Origin of the sequence: Pseudomonas putida, from assembly GCF_050989985.1 — a bacterium.
GTDB classification, from domain to species: Bacteria; Pseudomonadota; Gammaproteobacteria; order Pseudomonadales; family Pseudomonadaceae; genus Aquipseudomonas; species Aquipseudomonas putida_AI.
In genome coordinates this window covers 3,338,125-3,356,250 of sequence record NZ_CP158815.1, presented here as the reverse complement: position 1 = coordinate 3,356,250, position 18,126 = coordinate 3,338,125, and the positions used below count along the sequence as shown (strand labels likewise).

General features: G+C 61.7%; 13 protein-coding genes. 9 read left to right on the top strand and 4 right to left on the bottom strand.

Features of this window, described 5'->3' with window-relative positions; translation table 11 throughout:
- Window positions 1-46: 46 nt before the first annotated feature.
- The 5 genes from ABTV29_RS15570 to ABTV29_RS15550 all read left to right on the top strand — a co-directional run bounded on the left by ABTV29_RS15570 (window position 47) and on the right by ABTV29_RS15550 (window position 6,697).
- On the top strand, window positions 47-1,477 hold the full coding sequence (locus ABTV29_RS15570) for a hypothetical protein (protein WP_433771668.1): 1,431 nt from the start codon (window positions 47-49) through the stop codon (window positions 1,475-1,477).
- A 3-nt stretch (window positions 1,478-1,480) separates the two neighbouring features.
- Entirely contained in the window at window positions 1,481-2,938 is a 1,458-nt protein-coding gene (locus tag ABTV29_RS15565) for an acyl-CoA reductase (RefSeq protein ID WP_433771666.1), read from the top strand.
- A gap of 166 nt (window positions 2,939-3,104) precedes the next feature.
- The gene (locus tag ABTV29_RS15560; RefSeq protein WP_433771664.1) at window positions 3,105-4,166 is read left to right on the top strand and encodes an NAD(P)-dependent alcohol dehydrogenase; all 1,062 of its coding nucleotides are present in this window, start codon (window positions 3,105-3,107) and stop codon (window positions 4,164-4,166) included.
- A gap of 108 nt (window positions 4,167-4,274) precedes the next feature.
- Window positions 4,275-5,627, top strand: coding sequence for a DUF1214 domain-containing protein (locus tag ABTV29_RS15555; RefSeq protein ID WP_433771663.1), 1,353 nt, complete (start codon window positions 4,275-4,277; stop codon window positions 5,625-5,627).
- Window positions 5,624-6,697 carry a DUF1254 domain-containing protein gene (locus ABTV29_RS15550; protein ID WP_433771661.1) on the top strand — a complete coding sequence of 358 codons (1,074 nt, stop codon included), beginning with the start codon at window positions 5,624-5,626 and terminating at the stop codon, window positions 6,695-6,697. Before ABTV29_RS15555 ends, ABTV29_RS15550 begins: the two co-directional genes overlap by 4 nt.
- 244 nt (window positions 6,698-6,941) lie before the next feature.
- Here the strand turns inward: ABTV29_RS15550 and ABTV29_RS15545 are convergent, their stop codons facing one another.
- The 4 genes from ABTV29_RS15545 to ABTV29_RS15530 all read right to left on the bottom strand — a co-directional run bounded on the left by ABTV29_RS15545 (window position 6,942) and on the right by ABTV29_RS15530 (window position 11,785).
- On the bottom strand, window positions 6,942-8,513 hold the full coding sequence (locus ABTV29_RS15545; protein ID WP_433771659.1) for an AMP-binding protein: 1,572 nt from the start codon (window positions 8,511-8,513) through the stop codon (window positions 6,942-6,944).
- Between the two features lie 84 nt (window positions 8,514-8,597).
- Entirely contained in the window at window positions 8,598-9,518 is a 921-nt protein-coding gene (locus ABTV29_RS15540; protein WP_433771657.1) for an SDR family NAD(P)-dependent oxidoreductase, read from the bottom strand.
- An 88-nt stretch (window positions 9,519-9,606) separates the two neighbouring features.
- Window positions 9,607-10,851: a thiolase family protein gene (locus tag ABTV29_RS15535; RefSeq protein ID WP_433771655.1), complete on the bottom strand. Its 1,245-nt coding sequence runs from the start codon at window positions 10,849-10,851 to the stop codon at window positions 9,607-9,609.
- Between the two features lie 160 nt (window positions 10,852-11,011).
- Window positions 11,012-11,785, bottom strand: a complete 774-nt coding sequence (locus ABTV29_RS15530; RefSeq protein ID WP_433771653.1) for an enoyl-CoA hydratase/isomerase family protein — start codon at window positions 11,783-11,785, stop codon at window positions 11,012-11,014.
- Between the two features lie 165 nt (window positions 11,786-11,950).
- Here ABTV29_RS15530 and ABTV29_RS15525 point away from each other — a divergent pair, with 165 nt between their 5' ends.
- From ABTV29_RS15525 to ABTV29_RS15510, 4 genes are all read left to right on the top strand, one after another.
- A complete protein-coding gene (locus ABTV29_RS15525; protein ID WP_433771651.1) occupies window positions 11,951-14,662 on the top strand; it encodes a LuxR C-terminal-related transcriptional regulator in 2,712 nt (903 codons plus the stop codon).
- A gap of 114 nt (window positions 14,663-14,776) precedes the next feature.
- A complete protein-coding gene (locus ABTV29_RS15520) occupies window positions 14,777-15,922 on the top strand; it encodes an acyl-CoA dehydrogenase family protein (RefSeq protein ID WP_433771649.1) in 1,146 nt (381 codons plus the stop codon).
- A gap of 75 nt (window positions 15,923-15,997) precedes the next feature.
- Window positions 15,998-16,798 (top strand): enoyl-CoA hydratase/isomerase family protein, encoded by an 801-nt coding sequence (locus ABTV29_RS15515; protein WP_433771647.1) that lies wholly within the window; start codon window positions 15,998-16,000, stop codon window positions 16,796-16,798.
- Window positions 16,799-16,927: 129 nt separating this feature from the next.
- Entirely contained in the window at window positions 16,928-18,115 is a 1,188-nt protein-coding gene (locus ABTV29_RS15510; protein WP_433771645.1) for a lipid-transfer protein, read from the top strand.
- The last annotated feature ends 11 nt before the right edge of the window (window positions 18,116-18,126 follow it).

Sequence of the window (18,126 nt, the reverse complement as noted above, 5' to 3'; positions counted from 1 at the left end):
CATCGACGGTCAAGGCACGAACCAGTGAATTCCCGGAGACTGTCCCATGACAACAACAATAGAAGAACAGGTCGAACTGCTGCTGAGCGATCCGGCGGCCCTGGTCGGGCATAACCTGCAGAACTGGAAGCAGATGCCGGCCGAACAGATCAATGTGTTGCAGCTGGCCGGGCTCAAGCGCCGTTTCGCGCAGATGCGCGACCGTGTCGCGGTCCTGAAAAAACTGGCGGATGCCGAGGGCATCGAGAGCATCGAACAACTGGACGACGTCGTTCCCTTGCTGTTCGAGCACACGCTGTTCAAGTCCTACCCGCCATCGCTGCTGGAAAAGAACAATTTTGCCGCGATCAATAAATGGCTGGGCAAACTGGTGCTTCCCGAGCTGGCGGAAAAAATCGCCGCCGTCGACGTCAGTGCCTGCAAAGGCCTCGACGATTGGTTCGAAACCATGGACAGCGCCATCCCCGAGCTGTGCCTGAGCCACACCTCGGGCACCTCCGGCACCCTGTCGTTTTTGCCCTGTAGCGCCCGTGAGTTCGAAAAAGCGTCCCAGGTGCGCAAACTCTACGCCTGGAACATGACCGGCGCGGACACCCCGGACCCGGACCTGCACACCGCGTACCCGTACTACCACAAAGGCTACCTTAGCCATTTGCGCGGCATGGGCTCGCTGGTTCGGGTGCTGCTGCCCGATCTCTCGCACTTCCACCCGGCTTATCCATCGACCCTGTCCAGCGACGTGTTGCGCCTGGGTGCCAGGCTGCGGGCCGCCCACGCCAATGGCACGCTGGATCGCCTGGTGGTGGCGCCTGAGTTGCTGGCCAAGAAAAAAGCCTTCGACCAGCAACAGGCCGAGATGCCACAGCACCTGGCGGCATTTTTCGATGACATCGCTACCCGCCTGAAGGGCAAGCGCGTGTATATCGGCGGCACCTGGAACCTGCTGCACAACATGGCCGTGGCCGGTCTGGAGCGTGGCCTCGAAGGGGTGTTCCATGCCGATTCCTACATCATCACCACCGGTGGTGCCAAAGGGGTCGTACCGCCCGAGAACTGGCGTGAAGACGTCATGCGCTTTCTGGGGGTGAAGACGCTGAACGAGTCCTATGCGATGTCGGAGGTCGTCAGCGGTTCGCACCTCAAATGCGAGCAGGGCAACTACCACTTCTCGCACACCGCGATTCCCTTCCTGCTTGATCCCGATACCAGCAAACCGCTGCCGCGCCAGGGGCGACAGACCGGGCGCGCGGCGTTCTTCGACCTCGGTGCGGATATTCATTGGGGCGGCTTCATCACCGGCGACGAAGTCACCATCGAGTGGGATGAGCCCTGCACCTGTGGCCGCCACAGCCGTTACGTGGTCGGTGCGATCCAGCGCTACAGCGAAAAGAACGGCGGGGACGACAAGATCACCTGCGCCGCATCCGAACAGTCTCATCGCGAAGCGATGGATTTCCTCAACACCCTGGAAGGCTGAGCCATGTCCCATCCCATAGCACCGATGATCATTCGCGGTCAGATCATTACCGACAACCTGATTGAAGTGGGTGGCCGAGGTGGCGACCTGAGCTTCCTCACCCCCGACGCAAGCAAATACATCGACCAATTGCCGCTTGGCAATCCAGCCAGGCTTGCCGACCTGTACACCTTGAGTTTCGATGACATCCTCGATTACGCCGTCGAACTCGGTAAACGCCTGGCGCTGGACAAAAATCGCTACCTGCAGGAAGCCTGCGAGCTGTCGTACCTGACTGCGCCCACCACGCCGACCATCGTCAAGGGCTCGTACATGGGCCTGCAGAATCTGCTGACCCGCGAGTTCATCACCGAGATGGCAGAGACCACGGTCGGTATCAAGTACCTGGAAGGCTGGGTGCCGCAGACCCTGCTCGACGGCACCGAACTCGAGGTACGCTGCTTCGGTGCGCGAACCCTGCACATCGTCGCCGGCAATGCCGTGTCCCTGTCGTTGTGGACCATCATTCGCAACATGGTCCTGCGCAGCGACGCGATCATCAAGGCACCGTCCAACGACCCGTTCACTGCGCTGGCCATTGCCCGCACCATGGTCGACATGGCCCCTGATCACCCGCTGACCAAACACCTCTCGGTGGCCTACTGGAAGGGGGGAGACGAAGCGTTCGAGCAGCGCCTGTACCAGCCGCAAAACCTGGAGAAAATCGTCGCCTGGGGCGGCTTCGCATCGATGAAGCACGTGACCAAATACATCCAGCCGGGGCTGGAACTGATTTCCCTCGATCCCAAGCGCAGCGCCAGCATCATCGGCCAGGAGACCTTCGACAGCGAAGCGAACATGCGTGAAGCGGCGGTGCGCCTGGCGGCCGACATCGGCGCGATCAATCAGAAGGGCTGCGTATGCGCGCGGGTGGTCTATGTGCAGAGTGGCACCGACGAACAAGGCCTGCAAAAGCTCAACACGTTTGGCCAATACGTCTACGACGCGATGATCGGCTTGCCCAATACCTTGAGCACCACGCCCAAGCGTTACGACCAGGGCTTGAAGGCCCACGTCGAAGCGCTGCGCCTGGATGACGAGTGGTACAAGGTCATCGGCGGCAAGGAAGGCGAGGGCGCGATCATCTGTTCCCAGCTGCCCGAGCCTGTGTCTTTTTCCGCCAGCCTGGATGACCGCACGGCCAATCTGGTGCCAGTCGATGATCTGAGCGAAATGATGGCGGCGGTTGATGCCTATACCCAGACCGTCGGCGTCTATCCGGAAAGCATCAAGGACCAGCTCAAGGATGTGCTGCCGCTGTATGGCGCCCAGCGCATCGTTTCCCTGGGATACGCCGCCGCCATGAAGTTTGCCGCGCCACAGGATTCCATCGAGCCGATGCGCCGCATGGGCAAGTGGATCTCCAACCAGATCGCCGCGCCGCAAACCAGCGCCGCGCCGTGGTTGCGCCCCTCAATTTGACCCAAATCCCATGAACACCACATACCCCCTGTAGGAGCGAGCCTGCTCGCGATGGTCGTTAACGATGACGCGGGCTGCCTGAGTGACTGCGTTGTCTGAACGTTTTTCGCGAGCAGGCTCGCTCCTACAGGGGGCGTGTTGTTCACTCAACAATGGAGGCATGAACATGACCACCTGCATCGGCTACGGCGTCCACGAAGCCAACACCCCGCTCGGCCCCCTGCGTTTCGAACGCCGAGCCTTGCGCGATGATGATGTCGCCATCGACATCGACTATTGCGGCGTCTGCCATTCGGATATGCATTACGTGCACAACGACTGGAAAAGCACGCGTTTTCCTTGTGTACCTGGCCATGAAATCGTCGGCCGGGTTACCGCCGTGGGGTCGGCCGTCAGCCGATATCGCCCTGGCGATCTGGTCGCTGTCGGTTGCCTGGTCGACAGCTGCCAGCAGTGCGCAGCCTGCGAGCATCACCAGGAGCCGCATTGCGCCGAAGGCATGACACCGACCTATAACGGCCTGGACCGTATCAGCGGTGAAGTGACGCGCGGCGGCTACGCCCAACACATCGTGGTGCGCGAGTCATTCGTATTACGGGTACCGCCTTTACTCGACCCGCGCTTCACCGGCCCGTTGCTGTGCGCAGGCATCACCGTCTGGACGCCGATGCGTGAACACGGGGTCAAGGCCGGTACACGCTTGGCAGTGGTGGGACTGGGTGGATTGGGGCACATGGCGGTCAAACTGGGGGTGGCATTGGGCGCCGAAGTTACGGTGATTACCACCTCGCCAGGCAAGGCCGGCGATGCCCGCGCACTGGGCGCGCACCACGTGCTGCTATCCAGCGAACCCCAGGCCATGAAAGGCGCCGCCAGCAGTTTTGACCTGATTCTCGACACCATTCCGCGCACCCATAACGTCAATCCTTACCTGATGCTGCTGGCCCGCCAGGGTACGCTGGTGCTGGTTGGCGCCCTGGAGCCGCTGGAGCCGATACACGGGGCCTTGCTGGCGGTGAACAACCGCTCGATTGCAGGCTCGTTGATCGGCGGGCTGGAACAGACCCAGGAACTGCTCGAATTCTGCGCCGAGCACCGGGTGCTGCCCAACTGCGAAATGATCGACATTCAGGACATCAACCAGGCGTTCACGCGCATGCAGAACAATGATGTGAAGTATCGATTCGTGATCGACATGGCGTCGCTCAGGGATGTCGAGGTGGCCTGAGGTTACGTTCCCATCTTGCTTGCCTGCCATACCCCCCTTAACGAGAGGGGCGGTATGGCGCTGGCAGAGGCATAACGGTTCATTCATGGACCACGATGGAGAACAACAATGACAGTAACTTCACGTTTGGCGCGTGGCGGTGGCCTCTTTGCCGCTTCCTTACTTGCAGGGGCGATCCAGTTTGCCAGTGCCGGCGCCGTCGAATCGCCCGCTACATCACCACCTGCCTTCACTGACCAACAAGTCAGCAATGCCTATATCTATCTGCTCGGGCGTTTGCTCGTCATGCGCCAGCAGCAGCTGGATTTTCAGGAGGGCATGACCTGGAACCACCTGGTGCACCGAAAACCCGGTGCGGTCGACTGGCCCAATCCCAATCTCGACGTTGCCTATTCGGAAGCCTGGGTAGCCGTCGATGAGCACAGTTGTACCCAGGTGAGCGTGCCGAAGATCACTGATCGCTATTACACGGTGCAATTGCTCAATGGCTGGGGGGAAACCCTGGCCAACATCAATGAACGCGCGTTCGCCGACCACCCGGATGGTGAGTTCGCGGTGTGCCTAAAGGGCGCGAAAGTGGATTTGCCGGCCAATGTCCGGCGAATCGACCTGCCGGTACGCACGGCTCGCGTGCTGTCTCGGGTGGAGCTGGGCCCGGATTGGAAAGTTGCCGAGCATCTGCAACATCAGTTCAGCATGCGACCTACAGGCTCGCCTCAATTGCCGTCCGTGCCAAAGGCGCTGATGTTCGAGCTGTATAAGCTGCCAACGGTGGAAGCGTTCGATGCCGCTTCGGTGGCGCTTGAGGAACCTGATCTCAATCCCGGCATGCAGACGCTGCAGGCCGAGGTGCGTGGCATTGCCGAGCAGATCAAGCAACCCGGCGAGCGTGCGCGCATCGACCAGCAGATCAAGACGCATGCCTTTGCCAGCCTTGCCAGCGCAGCATCCACCATCGGACCGGGCACGGTGCGCGATGGCTGGGTTCGGCCTGCGATTTCAGGCGCCTATGGCAGTGATTATCTGACCCGGACGCTGATCGATCTTGGCGGCATCTGGGCCAATACCAGTGCGGAGGTCAACTATTACCGTGGCGCACGGGATGCTGACGGAAAGGTCCTCGATGGCGGGCAAAGCTACACGCTGACCTTCCCGCGCGAGCAATTGCCTGAGGGGTTTGCACGGTATTTCTGGTCCGTTACGGCCACCAACAGCAAGACGTTCCGGGTGCTGCCCAATGCGCTTGACCGGTTCTTGCTGAACAAACAATCGGACCTGCACTACAACGCCGACGGCTCCCTCACGCTGTACTTCGGACCGCAACTGCCACCCGGGGCGGCCGAGAACAACTGGTTGCCGACTGTGGCAGGCGAGCCGTTCCGGCTGATGCTGCGCTACTACGGCGCCAAGGGGCCGGTGGCCAGCGGCGAGTATTTCCCGCCTGCGCTGGTGCGGCTATGAAACGCATATCTACTATTGCCAAGGACAAACCGATGAACGAATGGAAAGTGCTGCTGGCGTCTTGCGCGTTGCTGGCGACCTGTCTTCCCGCCGCGCATAGCCAGGTATTGCCGGGCGTGCCGGTACAGGTAACGGTCGACAATTTTGCCCGTGCCGAATCTGACCGGTATTTCGCCATGACCATCAAGCGGGCAGGGCTGGGCCAGTTCTTCCATTGGCGGCAACTGGTGCCGGCAGGCGCCCAGACCGTCGTGCGGCCCAATCGCGATACGCTCTATTCCACCGCTGTGTTCGATCTGGATGCCGGGCCTGTGAGTGTCACCCTGCCGGATGCCGGCAAGCGCTATATCTCGTTGGCCCTGATCAACGAAGACCATCATGTGGTGGATGTTGATTATGTCGCCGGCCAGTACACCGTCAGCCGGGCGCAGGTGGGCACGCGCTACGTCATGCTCGGCGTGCGGATCCTGGTCAATCCGGCCGATCCGTCGGACCTGGACAAGGTCCATGCGCTGCAGGACGCCATTGTCGTGAGCCAGGCCAATGGGCCGGGGCGCTTCGACGTACCCGAGTGGGATGAAACGAGCCGGGCCAGGATTCGCGGCGCGTTGGCCGTATTGGGCCAGTCGCTGGACGATTCACGGGATATGTTCGGCAAGACCGGTGACGTGGACCCGGTGCGGCACTTGATCGGCAGCGCGACCGCATGGGGTGGCAATCCGCAGAAAGACGCCTTTTACCAGATCGTCACGCCTGAACGTAACGATGGCCAGACCCCTTATCGCCTGGTCGTGGACCAGGTACCGGTTCAAGCCTTTTGGTCGATCAGTGTCTACGATGCCGATGGCCGGTTCCGGCCGAACGCGCTTGAGGCCTACACCCTGAACAACCTGACCGCGAAGAAAGACCAGAGCGGGCGAGTGCCAGTGCAGTTTGGCGGTTGCACGGCCAGCACGGACAATTGCCTGCCGATCATGCCGGGGTGGAACTACATGGTGCGGTTCTATCTGCCGCAGCAGTCGATTCTGGACGGCAGCTGGAAATTGCCGCCGGCACAACCGGCCTCCTGAGGGACATGAACACTCTGTGGAAGCGAGCTTGCTCGCGATAGCGGTCTAACGGTCACATGCGTGCTGTCTGACCTGCCGCCATCGCGAGCAAGCTCGCTCCTACAGGATCAGTGCAGGTCCTTGGGGGAGTGAGCACGCCTGCAAAACATGTCAAAAAAAGCCCCGATGTCCCCAGCCTGACCAAGGGCGGCAAGGGGACATCAGGGCGAAAACGAAGGGGTAAACGTTCAGAACAAACAGCGAATCAGGACACGCAACGCGTCTTGTCTTTCCAGTACTTTTCACGCACCTGGCGGCGCAGCACCTTGCCCACCACACTGAGCGGGAGAGCCTCGACAAACTGGACGGACTTGGGTGCCTTGAAGCGCCCCAGGCGCCCCTTGACGTGGTCGATCAGCGCCTCGACCGAGACGATCTGTCCGTCCTTGAGGATCACTTCGGCATGCACCGCCTCACCCCATTCTTCATGAGGAATACCCACGACGGCCGAGTTCAGCACCGCAGGGTGGGCATTGAGCGCCGCTTCCACCTCGATGGCGTACACGTTGAAACCACCGGTGATGATCATGTCTTTCTTGCGGTCGACCAGGTACAGGAAGCCTTCCTGGTCGATGTAGCCCAGGTCGCCGGATTTCCAGTAACCGTTGTGGAACTCCTGCGCGGTGCCTTGCGGGTTGTTGAAGTAGCCCGAAATGGTGCCCCGGGAACGCACCCACAACTCTCCCGTCGTGCCCAGGGGCACTTCCTGGCCGTTGTCATCGACAATCAGGATCTCGGCACCGACAGCGATGCGCCCGGCCGAAGACAGTTGCTTATCGTTTTGGGTCAAATGATCGGCCTTGCCGAGCAAAGCCACGGCATGCAGGCACTCAGTGGCGCCGTAGATCTGCATGAAAATATTGCCGAAGCGTTCCTGTGCCTGGCGCAATTTCGCCGGGCTCATCGGTGCTGCCCCGTAGGCCATGGTCTGCAGCGAAGACAGGTCATAGTCCCGCGATTCGGGCAGTTCCAGCAGGCGATAGATCATGGTCGGCACGAGCAGGGTCATGGTGACCTTTTCTGCTTCGATATTGCGGCACAGGCGGGCCAGGTCCGGGATGTTCTGGGTCAGGGTGCAGCCGCCGCGGAACAGCGTCGGCAGCAACCCCAGGCCGGAACCGTGGCTGATGGGCGCCATGTGCAGGAAACGGGTGTCCGGCTGATAGGGTTGCTCGGCTTCCAGGTACATCGAGTCGCGCAGCGCCATCCAGTTTTCGATGGTGTAGGCGACACACTTGCTCTGACCGGTGGTGCCGCCGGTGAAGCGATAGACCAGCGTGTCCTTTTGAGTGTCGTTGTCGACGCCCGGATTGTGATCCGGCACGCCGTCGAGCAGGTCCCAGAAATACAACAGCCCGTCACACGGGTGTTCTGGAGGGTCCATGCAGACGACGGTGATGCCCTGAGCGTGAAGCGAGTCGAAGTAACGATCGATCAACGCGTTCTCGATGAACACCACTTTGGGACGCAGGAATTCGATTTGCCAGCGATGCTCTTCGAAGGCGTCGCGATAGTTCGCGTAAGCTGCGGCGGCGTCGCCCTTGAGCGCCGTCCAGGCATGGAACAGCGAGATGTTGTCGTTTTCCAGGATGCACAGGTAGACATCCCCGCGGCGAAGTCCAAGACGCCCGCGCAGCATGTTGACGACGCGGTTGGTCAGCGAGTGGAGTTCACGGAAGTTGTAGCGGCGATTGCGCTCGATGTTGACCAGGGCTTCCCGATCGCCGAACCGCACGGCCAGGTTACCGACCGTGTGTGCGAAGTTCATTATTGTCATTGTTCATTCTCCGTCCGGGCGTGTGGCTGCACGCCCGTTGCGATCATCGTCGCGAGTTTAACCCGAGCCAGGGCCCGGCAATACTCAGGCCTGACGAGCCTTGATGGCCGCCATGGCAGTGTCAATGAACTCCTTGACCTGCGCGTTGGCGTCGAAACGCTCTACGGCAGTGCTCCAGTCGGTGATCTGCGCCATGTGCGCCTCGACGGCTTCCGGTGTCAGATCCTCGTTGCCGATGTACACCGGAGCAGTCTCTTCCATGCGCACGGCGGAGAACACGCCGGCACCGGCCCCGAGAATCAGCTTGGTTGGTGCATTTTCGCTGACCAGGAACAGTGCGCCCGGGGTTACTTGCTCAGGACGGCTGGCCGCCAGCAGTTCGGCCGGCATCACGTCCTCGGTCATGCGGGTAGCCGCCATCGGCGCCAGGGTGTTGACCAGGATGTTGTTCTTGCGGCCTTCAATGGCGAGCATGTTCATCAAGCCCACTACAGCCATTTTCGCTGCGCCGTAATTGGCCTGGCCGAAGTTGCCGAACAGGCCGGCGGCGGAGGTGGTCATCAGGATGCGGCCATAGTTTTGCTCGCGCATCAGTTCCCACACTGCCTTGGTGCAGTTGATCGAGCCCATCAGGTGGACATTGATCACCGCATGGATGTCGGCCATCTCCATCTTGGCGAACGACTTGTCGCGCAGGATCCCGGCGTTGTTGATCAGGATGTCGACGCGACCGAAAGCTTCGACCGCTTGCTTGACCATGGCCTGGACTTGTTCGTAGTCGGCCACGTTGGCGCCGTTGGCAATGGCGACGCCACCGGCCTGGCGGATTTCCTCGACCACCGCCAGGGCGGCGTCAGACGAGCTGCCGGAACCGTCGCGGCTACCGCCGAAGTCGTTGATCACAACCTTGGCGCCGCGAGCCGCCAGGTTCAACGCATGAACGCGGCCAAGACCGTTGCCGGCACCGGTGACAATTGCGACGCGATCATCAAAACGAATGGTCATCATATTTTCCTCTGGTGAAATCATAGTAGGTGGAGTGCGGCGCAGGAAATGCGTGGTTTCCCATGAGTCGCCACCCTCCATAAAACGATCAGGCGCGGCCGAAAATGCCGACGTGCTCGGTGGACTCTTCCACGCGCCACAGGCCGCCGCCGTTGCCTTGCAAGGCGATGCGCGCGCCTTCGACCTGGCGCGGGCCACAGTTGCCGCGCAGTTGCTCGACCAGTTCAAAGATCTGGCCGATGCCGGTGGCACCGATCGGATGCCCCTTGGACTCCAGGCCGCCGGACGGGTTGACCGGCAACCGGCCACCCAGGGCGCTGTCGCCACGTTCGGCCATCACACCGCTCATGCCCGGTTCGCACAGGCCCAGGGCTTCGATCGCCAGCAGCTCGCCAATGGCGGTGGCGTCATGCACTTCAGCCACATCGACATCTTGCGGGCTGATGCCTGCCTGCTCGAAGGCCGCCTTGCCGGCCAGGTGGGTGCAACCCTTGTCGAAGTCTTCGGCGGCACGGGCCGAGGCAGAGCGCACGACACTGGCCAGAACCTTGACTGCACGGTTCCTGTTGAACCCGTATTTCTTCATTGCCGATTCCGTGCACAGGATCACGGCAGCGGCGCCGTCAGAAATCGGCGAGCACATCGGCAGGGTGATCGGGTAGGTGATCGGCGGGGCGGCGAGGATTTCCTCGATGCTCATGGCATTGCGGTACTGGGAGCGCTCGTTGTGCACCGAGTGACCGTGGTTCTTCGACGACACGGCGGCCAGTTGGCGCTGGGTGATGCCATAGCGCTCCATCAGGCCGCCACGGCCCAGGGCGGCGTAGACGTCCATGAACGGGCTGTAGGGTTTTTCCGATTGCGAGCCGGCAGGCGGCACGATGCCCTTGCCCATGCTCGCCAGGTAGTGCTTGTTTTCTTCGAAGGTCTCGATGTCCCAGGCAGACTCGAAAGCGGAAAACATCTTCGACTTGTCGCTGTAGAACATTTTTTCGGCGCCGACCGCCAGTGCCACTTCGGCAGCGCCGGCCTGCAACTGGGTCACGGCCAGGTTGAAGGCGTGGCTCGACGAGGCGCAGGCCCCTTCGATGTTGAAGATCGGGATGCTGTCCAGGCCCAGCGGCAGCAGCGCTACTTGGCCACGGATCATGTGCTGGCCGTCAAAGTGGCCCTGGGTGCAGTTGCCGAAGAAACCGACCTGGATCCACTTGCGGTCGCAATCGGCGTCCTTTAGTGCATCTTCCACCGCCCAGGCGGTCAGTTGCTTGATGGTCTTGTCGGTGTGACGGCCGAAGGCGGTCATGCCGACGCCGACGATGTATACGTTTTCCATTGCTACCTCGAATCTTTCAGAAAATGGGGCAGGGCGCCTCAATGCGCTTCCTGTGGGAGCGAGCCTGCTCGCGAAGACTGAATTCCAACCACAGAAGATGTGGCGGCTGTACCGGCCTCTTCGCGAGCAGGCTCGCTCCCACAGGTTTTAAAGTGGCGAATCAGTAGCCCTTGAAATCCGGCTTGCGCTTCTCGGCGAAGGCGCGCACGCCCTCGGCCATGTCGTAGGAGCGCTGGTGGTTACGCAGTTCCAGCAGTTCCTGGCGCAATGCATCGGCGCGGGTCTTGTCGCCAGCTTCGTCGGCCACTCTTTTCATCTTGCGCAGCACCAGCGGGCTTTTTTGCGCCAGTTTGTCGCCCAGGACCTGGACGCGATCAACCAGTTCGGCGTCGGCGACCACTTCGCTGACCAGGCCGTAGTTCTTCATGTCCTGGGCGGGCAGGGCGTCACCGGTAAACAGCATGTATTTGGCGATGTTCTCCGGAATCTTGCGGGGCAATACCGCCGCGCCACCGCCACCTGGGAATACGCCGAAATTGGAGTGGGCATCACCAAAGCGAGCACTTTGCGCGGCAATCACCAGATCGCAGCACAGTACGGTTTCCAGGCCACCGGCCAGGGCCATGCCGTTGACGGCGGCAATCACTGGCTTGGGAAAGGCACGCAGCGCGTCGAAGAAGGTGACGATGGTGTCCAGCAGGTCTTTCTCGCCAGGCTGTGGTGTGCCGCCGGCCTTGAGGTCGGCGCCGGCGCAGAAGGCAGGCCCCGTGGCGGTCAGGACCACCACGCGGACCTGATCGTCATTTTCCCAGGCGTTCAGGCGGGCGGTCATGGCCTCCAGCATTTCACGGTTAAGGGCGTTCATGGCTTTCGGGCGGGTCAGGGTGATCCAGCCCACCTGGCCCTTGAGTTCAAAAGAAACGGACTCGCTCATCTCCAATCCTCGATCAACATGCAATTGACGTTTCTGTCTGGATTTGAAATTACGCGAGTCCCCAAGACTCGATCCCCCCCCCTTGCGGACGGGGCGAGCGTCACTTCGTCTGTTGCAGGATGTGCCGCACATACAGGCAATAAGCCAAAGGGCGGAGACCCAATCATGCAGACAAATGTCATCAACGCCGGCGATCTGTTGGTCGCCACCAAGTTCTCGCCGCCGCGCCTGAGTGCCCGGCATATCCCGCGCGCGCATCTGTTGGCGCGCCTGCGCGACTCGCAACCGTGCAGTGCCAGCCTGATTACCGCAGGAGCGGGGTTCGGTAAAACGATTCTTCTGGCCCAGTGGCGCCTGGAATTGATGAAAGCCGGGCTGGATGTGGCCTGGGTCTCGTTCAGCCTTGATGACCGGCAGTTCGCCAGTTTTCTTTCCTATTTACTGGCAGCCTTGCAACGCCTGGGCATCGCCATCGAACAGGATTGGCTCAACAGTGACGGCAGCGAGCAGTCGATCAACGCCTTGATCGCCCTGGTCACCCTTGCGGCGCAGAACATCGAGAGAGAGTTGCACCTGCTGCTCGACGATTTTCATCATGTCGATTCGCCGGCCTCGCATCGCCTGATGCAGAAACTGTTCGACCATTGCCCGGCCAACCTGCACGTCACCATCGCTTCGCGGACTACGCCGCCATTGAGCCTGGGGCGGCTGCGCATGCAGGGGCATGTCGCCGAGATCGATACCGTCGAGCTGCCTTTCGATCTGGACGAGACCCGGGACTTCTTCAAGCAGAACCTCAGCACCCTGTCGCTGACGGCCGATGAGGAACGCTTGATTCATGACTTGACCCATGGCTGGCCCGCCAGCCTGCAACCCATTGCAACCATGTTGCGAGTGCGTCCAACCCGGCGTTCGCAGTTGCGCTCGATCCTGCGCAACTCGGCAGATCTGCAGGCGTACCTGACCGAAGACGTGCTGGCCTGTTTGCCACCCGAGTTGCTGGAGTTCATGGAAAAAGTCTCGATCCTGCGCCGCTTCAACGCCGACCTGAGCGAGTTCGTCACGGGAAGCGCTCACGTCCAGGACATGATCAAGCGCGCCGAAGACGAGAATTTGCTGATTCATCGCATCGAGTCCGATGACAGTACGCCCTGGTATCGCTTTCACCCGCTGTTCGGCGAGTTTTTAACCCAGCGCCTGTCGACCCACGGCGAGGCTACGGTCCAGGCGCTTCACCGCCTCGCCAGCCAGTGGTTTGCCGAGCATGATTATCTGGTGGAGGCCGTGCGCCACGCCAACCTGGGCGGTGACCGCGATGATGCCGTCAAGGCCATGGAACAAGCCGCATCGACGACCTGGAGCATGGCTTACATCAGTCCGATGCTGCACCTGCTCGAACGCCTGCCCCAGGACATTCTGTTCGCCCATCCGCAACTGTTCATCATGGGCTGCCTGACGTATGCCTTCACGGCCAGACCGGAAAAGGCCCAGCGCTGGCTGGAACAGATACGCCGCAGCGAGGCGTCGCGTCTGCCGGCGATCTCCTCGAAACTGGTGCTGGCCGATGCCGCCATCGCGTTGCAACTGGATGAGCCCCGTCGGGTCATCGGGTTGCTGGAGCCGACCCTGCAGACGCCGCTGGAAAACCACTCCCTGCGCTACATCAGTCTGTCAGCCCTGGCCACGGCCTACCTGTCAGTGGGGCGTCCGGACGACGCGCGAAAGCTTCATGAACAGCATCCCGTCGATCTGAGTCACTGCGACAACGACATGGCGCTGGTCTTTGAAAGCACCCGGGCACTGACCAGCCTCAGTGAGGGCAATGCGCAACAGGCACAACGCATCGGGACCAGCGTCAACGCTCGCGCCGAGCAGGCGTATGGCCGCGGGTCGGTGGCGGCCAATCTGTGCGCCGCCACGCTATGCGATGCCTGGTACGAACTGGATCGGCTCGATGATGCGCTGCAAGTGTTGGCCAACCGCAGCGGCATCCTGCGTTCATCCATGCCGGATGTCATGGGCCGGGCGTCAATATGCCGTGCGCGTATCACCTTGCAGCGCGAGTCGCCGCAGGCAGCCTTGAACTTCCTCGAAACCCAAAGCGCGCATTTTCATGTGCTGGGCCTGGACCGATTGTTGGCATTCATGCTGGCTGAGCAAGTCCGGGTGCTGGTGCTGCAAGGTGAAAATCGTCGCGCCAGTGAGCTGGTGACTCGCCTGTCGGCCCTGGAGGCATCGCAACGCCCGCACGCAGAGGCGCGCGATGAAATTGCCTGCCAGACAGCCTTGTCCAAAGCGCGGCTCGCGCTGGCAATGCGTGATCCGCTCAGTACGCTGGAGCAACTACAGGCCGTGATCGCCTTTGCCGAGCAGTCGGCGCGAGGGCGGTCATTGGTCCGGGCGCACCTGCTCGGCGCGCAGGCCCACGCCATGCTCGAACAGCCGGAGTCGGTGCGGGCCAATCTGCAACAGGCCGTGGATGCCGGGGCCCGGATGGGGCTGGTTCGGACCTTGCTCGATGAAGGCCCGGCGCTTTTGTCGCTGCTGGCGCAATGGCAGGACGAAATCGCCGGTGAAGGTTCGGTCGGCGACTATTTGAACGCATTGCTTTGCCATGAAACGACCCAGGCGCAGCCCACGCCAGTGGTGAGCGCGCCGAGGCATTCGAACGAGGGGCCGCGGGCCAGCCTGACACCTCGTGAACTGGAGATCCTCGGGCTGGTCGCCCAAGCCATGTCCAACAAACGAATCGCCCTGACGCTCAACATCACCTTTGGCACCGTGAAGTGGAACGTGAAAAACATCCTCGCCAAATTGGGTGTGTCCAGCCGCTATGCGGCAATTACCCTGGCTCGCCAGCAGGGCATGCTCAAGTGACTGGACGTTGATCGCGGCGTACGCACCCTCCCGAGACGGGAGGCGCGTAGGTGCGTGGCCAGCCCGCATGCTCGGGTCAGCATCGATTTTTCGACCCGGATCAAGAGGTAGACCATGAGCGATACATCCGCAGCATTCCTGAGCGAGCAGGAAATCATGATTCGCGACGCCGCACGCAAGGTGGCCCAGGAAGTCGTGGCCACCACGGCAGCCGAACGCGACCGCACGGGCGCCTGGCCGCACGCGGAACTCAAGGCGGTGGCCGAACTCGGCTTCCTCGGCATGCAAGTTCCCGAAGAGGCAGGGGGTTCAGGCATGACGTTTGCGGAATACTGCCTGTGCATCGAGGAATTCGCCGCAGCCGATGCCGGCTTTGCGACCATCCTGCATGTTCACAACGGCATGACCGACATGCTGCATCGCTTCGGCACCCAAGAGCAGAAGCAGAAGTACCTGGCCGGGATGATTTGCGGCGACTTGATCGCCGCCGGCCTGCTCACCGAGCCCCAGGCCGGTTCCGACACTGCCGCTTTCCGTACTTCGGCGCGCCGCGAGGGCGATCACTACGTGCTCAATGGCAGCAAGCAGTTCATCTCCAACGGCAACGAAGCCGGGATTGCCTTCGCCATCGCCGCCACCACGGATACTCCCGAAGGTCGCAAAGGCCCGAGCATGTTCATCATCGATCCACGGGAGCCGGGCTATATCGTGGCTCGTGTGGAAAGCAAGATGGGGCAGCGTTCGGCCCATGTGGCGGCGATCCAGTTGGACAACTGCCGGGTACCGGTGCAAAACCTGCTGGCCGAGGAGGGCAGCGCCTACAAACGCCTGATGGCCACCCTGTCCGAGGGTCGCATCGGTATTGCCGCCGTGGCGGTGGGTGCCGCCCGTGCCGCGCTGGAAGCGGCGGTCAAGTACGCGCACGAGCGTGAAGCCTACGGTGCACCGATCATCAAGCTGCAAGGGGTGGCGTTCGATCTGGCCGACATGGCCACTCAGTTCGAGGTGGCGCAGAACTACATGCTGCACGCCGCGCGCCTGCATTACGCCGGTGTTCCCTGCGCCAAGGAAGCGTCCATCGCCAAATTGTTCGCCAGCGAAATGGCTGAAAAAGTCTGTTCCGATGCGCTGCAGATCCATGGGGGCTACGGCTACCTGAACGACTTCCCGGTGGAGCGTTACTGCCGTGACGTGCGGGTCACCAAGATTTACGAGGGCACCAGTCACATCCAGAAGGTGATCATCGCCCGCAACCTGTAATCGGCCCTCTGGGCAATCTCAACCTTGAGCACGGCCGGGCATCACCGGCCGATGCCGCATCAGGAGGAAATGGACGTGACTGACAGTGCTGTGCTGTATGAAAAGATCGGCAAGACCGCGCTGATCACCCTGAACCGACCGCAGAAAAAGAATGCGTTCGAGGCCGCCATCAACGAAGCCCTGCCGGCCGCATTGATGGCCGCGCGGGATGACCGCTCGGTTCGCTCGATTGTCTTGACCGGTGCCGGCGGTTCTTTCTGCTCCGGCTTCGACCTGGGCAGCCTGGAGGAGGGCGAGGATGGCACGTTCGCCGGGCGCAAGCTGGTGCTGGGCTTTCATGAATGGTTCGCCGGCCTGGTCGACCTGCAAAAACCGGTGATCGCGGCAGTTGACGGCGCAGCGGTGGGCGCCGGCTTTTCCCTGGCCCTGGCCGCGGATTTCATGTTCGTGACGCCACGGGTGCGGCTATTGCCGACCTTCCTCAGCCTGGGGTTGGTGCCAGACTTGTCGATGCTGTACGTACTGCCGCGCCTGGTCGGGTTGGCCAAGGCCAAGGAGCTGATCTTTTGTGCTCGCGCGGTCGATGCGCAACAGGCGCTGGAGCTCGGTTTGGCGCAGGTCATCGTCTCGCAGGAACAACTGCTGGACAGCGCCTTGCAGTTCGCCGCCCAGTTCGATGACGCGCCGGCCGATGCGCTAGGCTTGGCCAAGACCCTGCTCAATCGCTCGTTCGAGACCGACCGTCATGCAATGACCCAGTTCGAGGCCTGCGCACAATCGCTGTGCGGGGCCAGTCGATATCATGCCGAAGCGGTGCGACGCTTTCTCGGCAAGGAAGGCTTGCCCTACCTGGGCGCGAAACTGCCACAGCCATAAACCCCCAAATGGGGAGGGGCGGCAGGACTTCGGGGCTGCCTATCCTTGAGACTCAAAACCCGCCGTCCGGCTGGAGAAGCCGGAAAACGCCCAGGAGCCGGCAGGATTTCCACTGTTGAGGAGTAAGACATGATGCAGAAAGTCGTCGTTGCGGGTGTCGGCATGATCCCCTTCGTAAAACCAGGCCAGAGCGAGACCTATGCGGTCATGGGGGAGCAGGCCGTGCGCCTGGCCCTGGCAGATGCCGGCGTCGGTTACGAATCGGTCCAGCAGGCGTATGCCAGCTTTGTGTTCGGCGACTCCACCTGCGGCCAGCGTGTGCTCTACAACGTCGGCATGACCGGCATTCCGGTGTTGAACGTGAACAACAACTGCGCCAGCGGTTCATCGGCGTTGTACCTGGCCAACCAGGCCATCGCCAGCGGCATGGTGGACATCGTCCTGGCCTTCGGCTTCGAGCAGATGATCCCTGGGGCCATCGGCAGCGCCTTCCCGGATCGCCCAAGCCCCCTGGAGCTGTTCCTCGATCAATGTGACGAAGCGATTCCCGGTGCCGCGCAAATCCCGGCGGCCCTGCGGATTTTCGGCAGTGCCGGCGTGGAGCACATGCAACGTTTTGGCACCCCGCTGGAGACGTTCGCGAAAATTCGCGCCAAGGCCAGCCGTCATGCGGCCAACAACCCCAAGGCCGTGTTCCGCAAAGTGGTCACCACTGAAGAAGTGATGGCCGACCAGGTGGTGTGGCCTGGCGTCATGACTCGCCTGATGGCTTGCCCGCCGACCTGCGGTGCCGCCGCGGTCGTGCTGTGCAGCGAAGCCTATGCGCGCAAACATGGCCTGGACCGCAGCGTGTCGATTGCCGGCCAGGCGCTGACCACCGATGGCGCGGAAACTTTCAAATCAGGCGACATGCGCGATGTGGCCGGTTACTCGATGTCTCGCGCCGCAGCGCGCAAGGCCTATGAAATGGCCGGCATCGGTGCCGAAGACGTACACGTCGTCGAGTTGCATGACTGCTTCGCCCAGAACGAGTTGCTGACCTATGAGTCCCTGGGCCTGTGCCCGGAAGGCGGGGCGCAGCAGTTTGTCGACGATGGAGACAATACCTATGGTGGCCAATACGTGGTCAACCCGTCCGGCGGACTGCTTTCCAAGGGCCACCCGATCGGCGCGACAGGCCTGGCGCAATGCACCGAACTGGTCCAGCAACTGCGTGGCCGCGCCGAGCAGCGGCAGGTCGAGGGGGCGCGCATCGCGTTGCAACACAACGTCGGTATCGGGGGCGCCTGCGTCGTCACCCTGTACCGCAAAGACTGACAGGGGAAGCG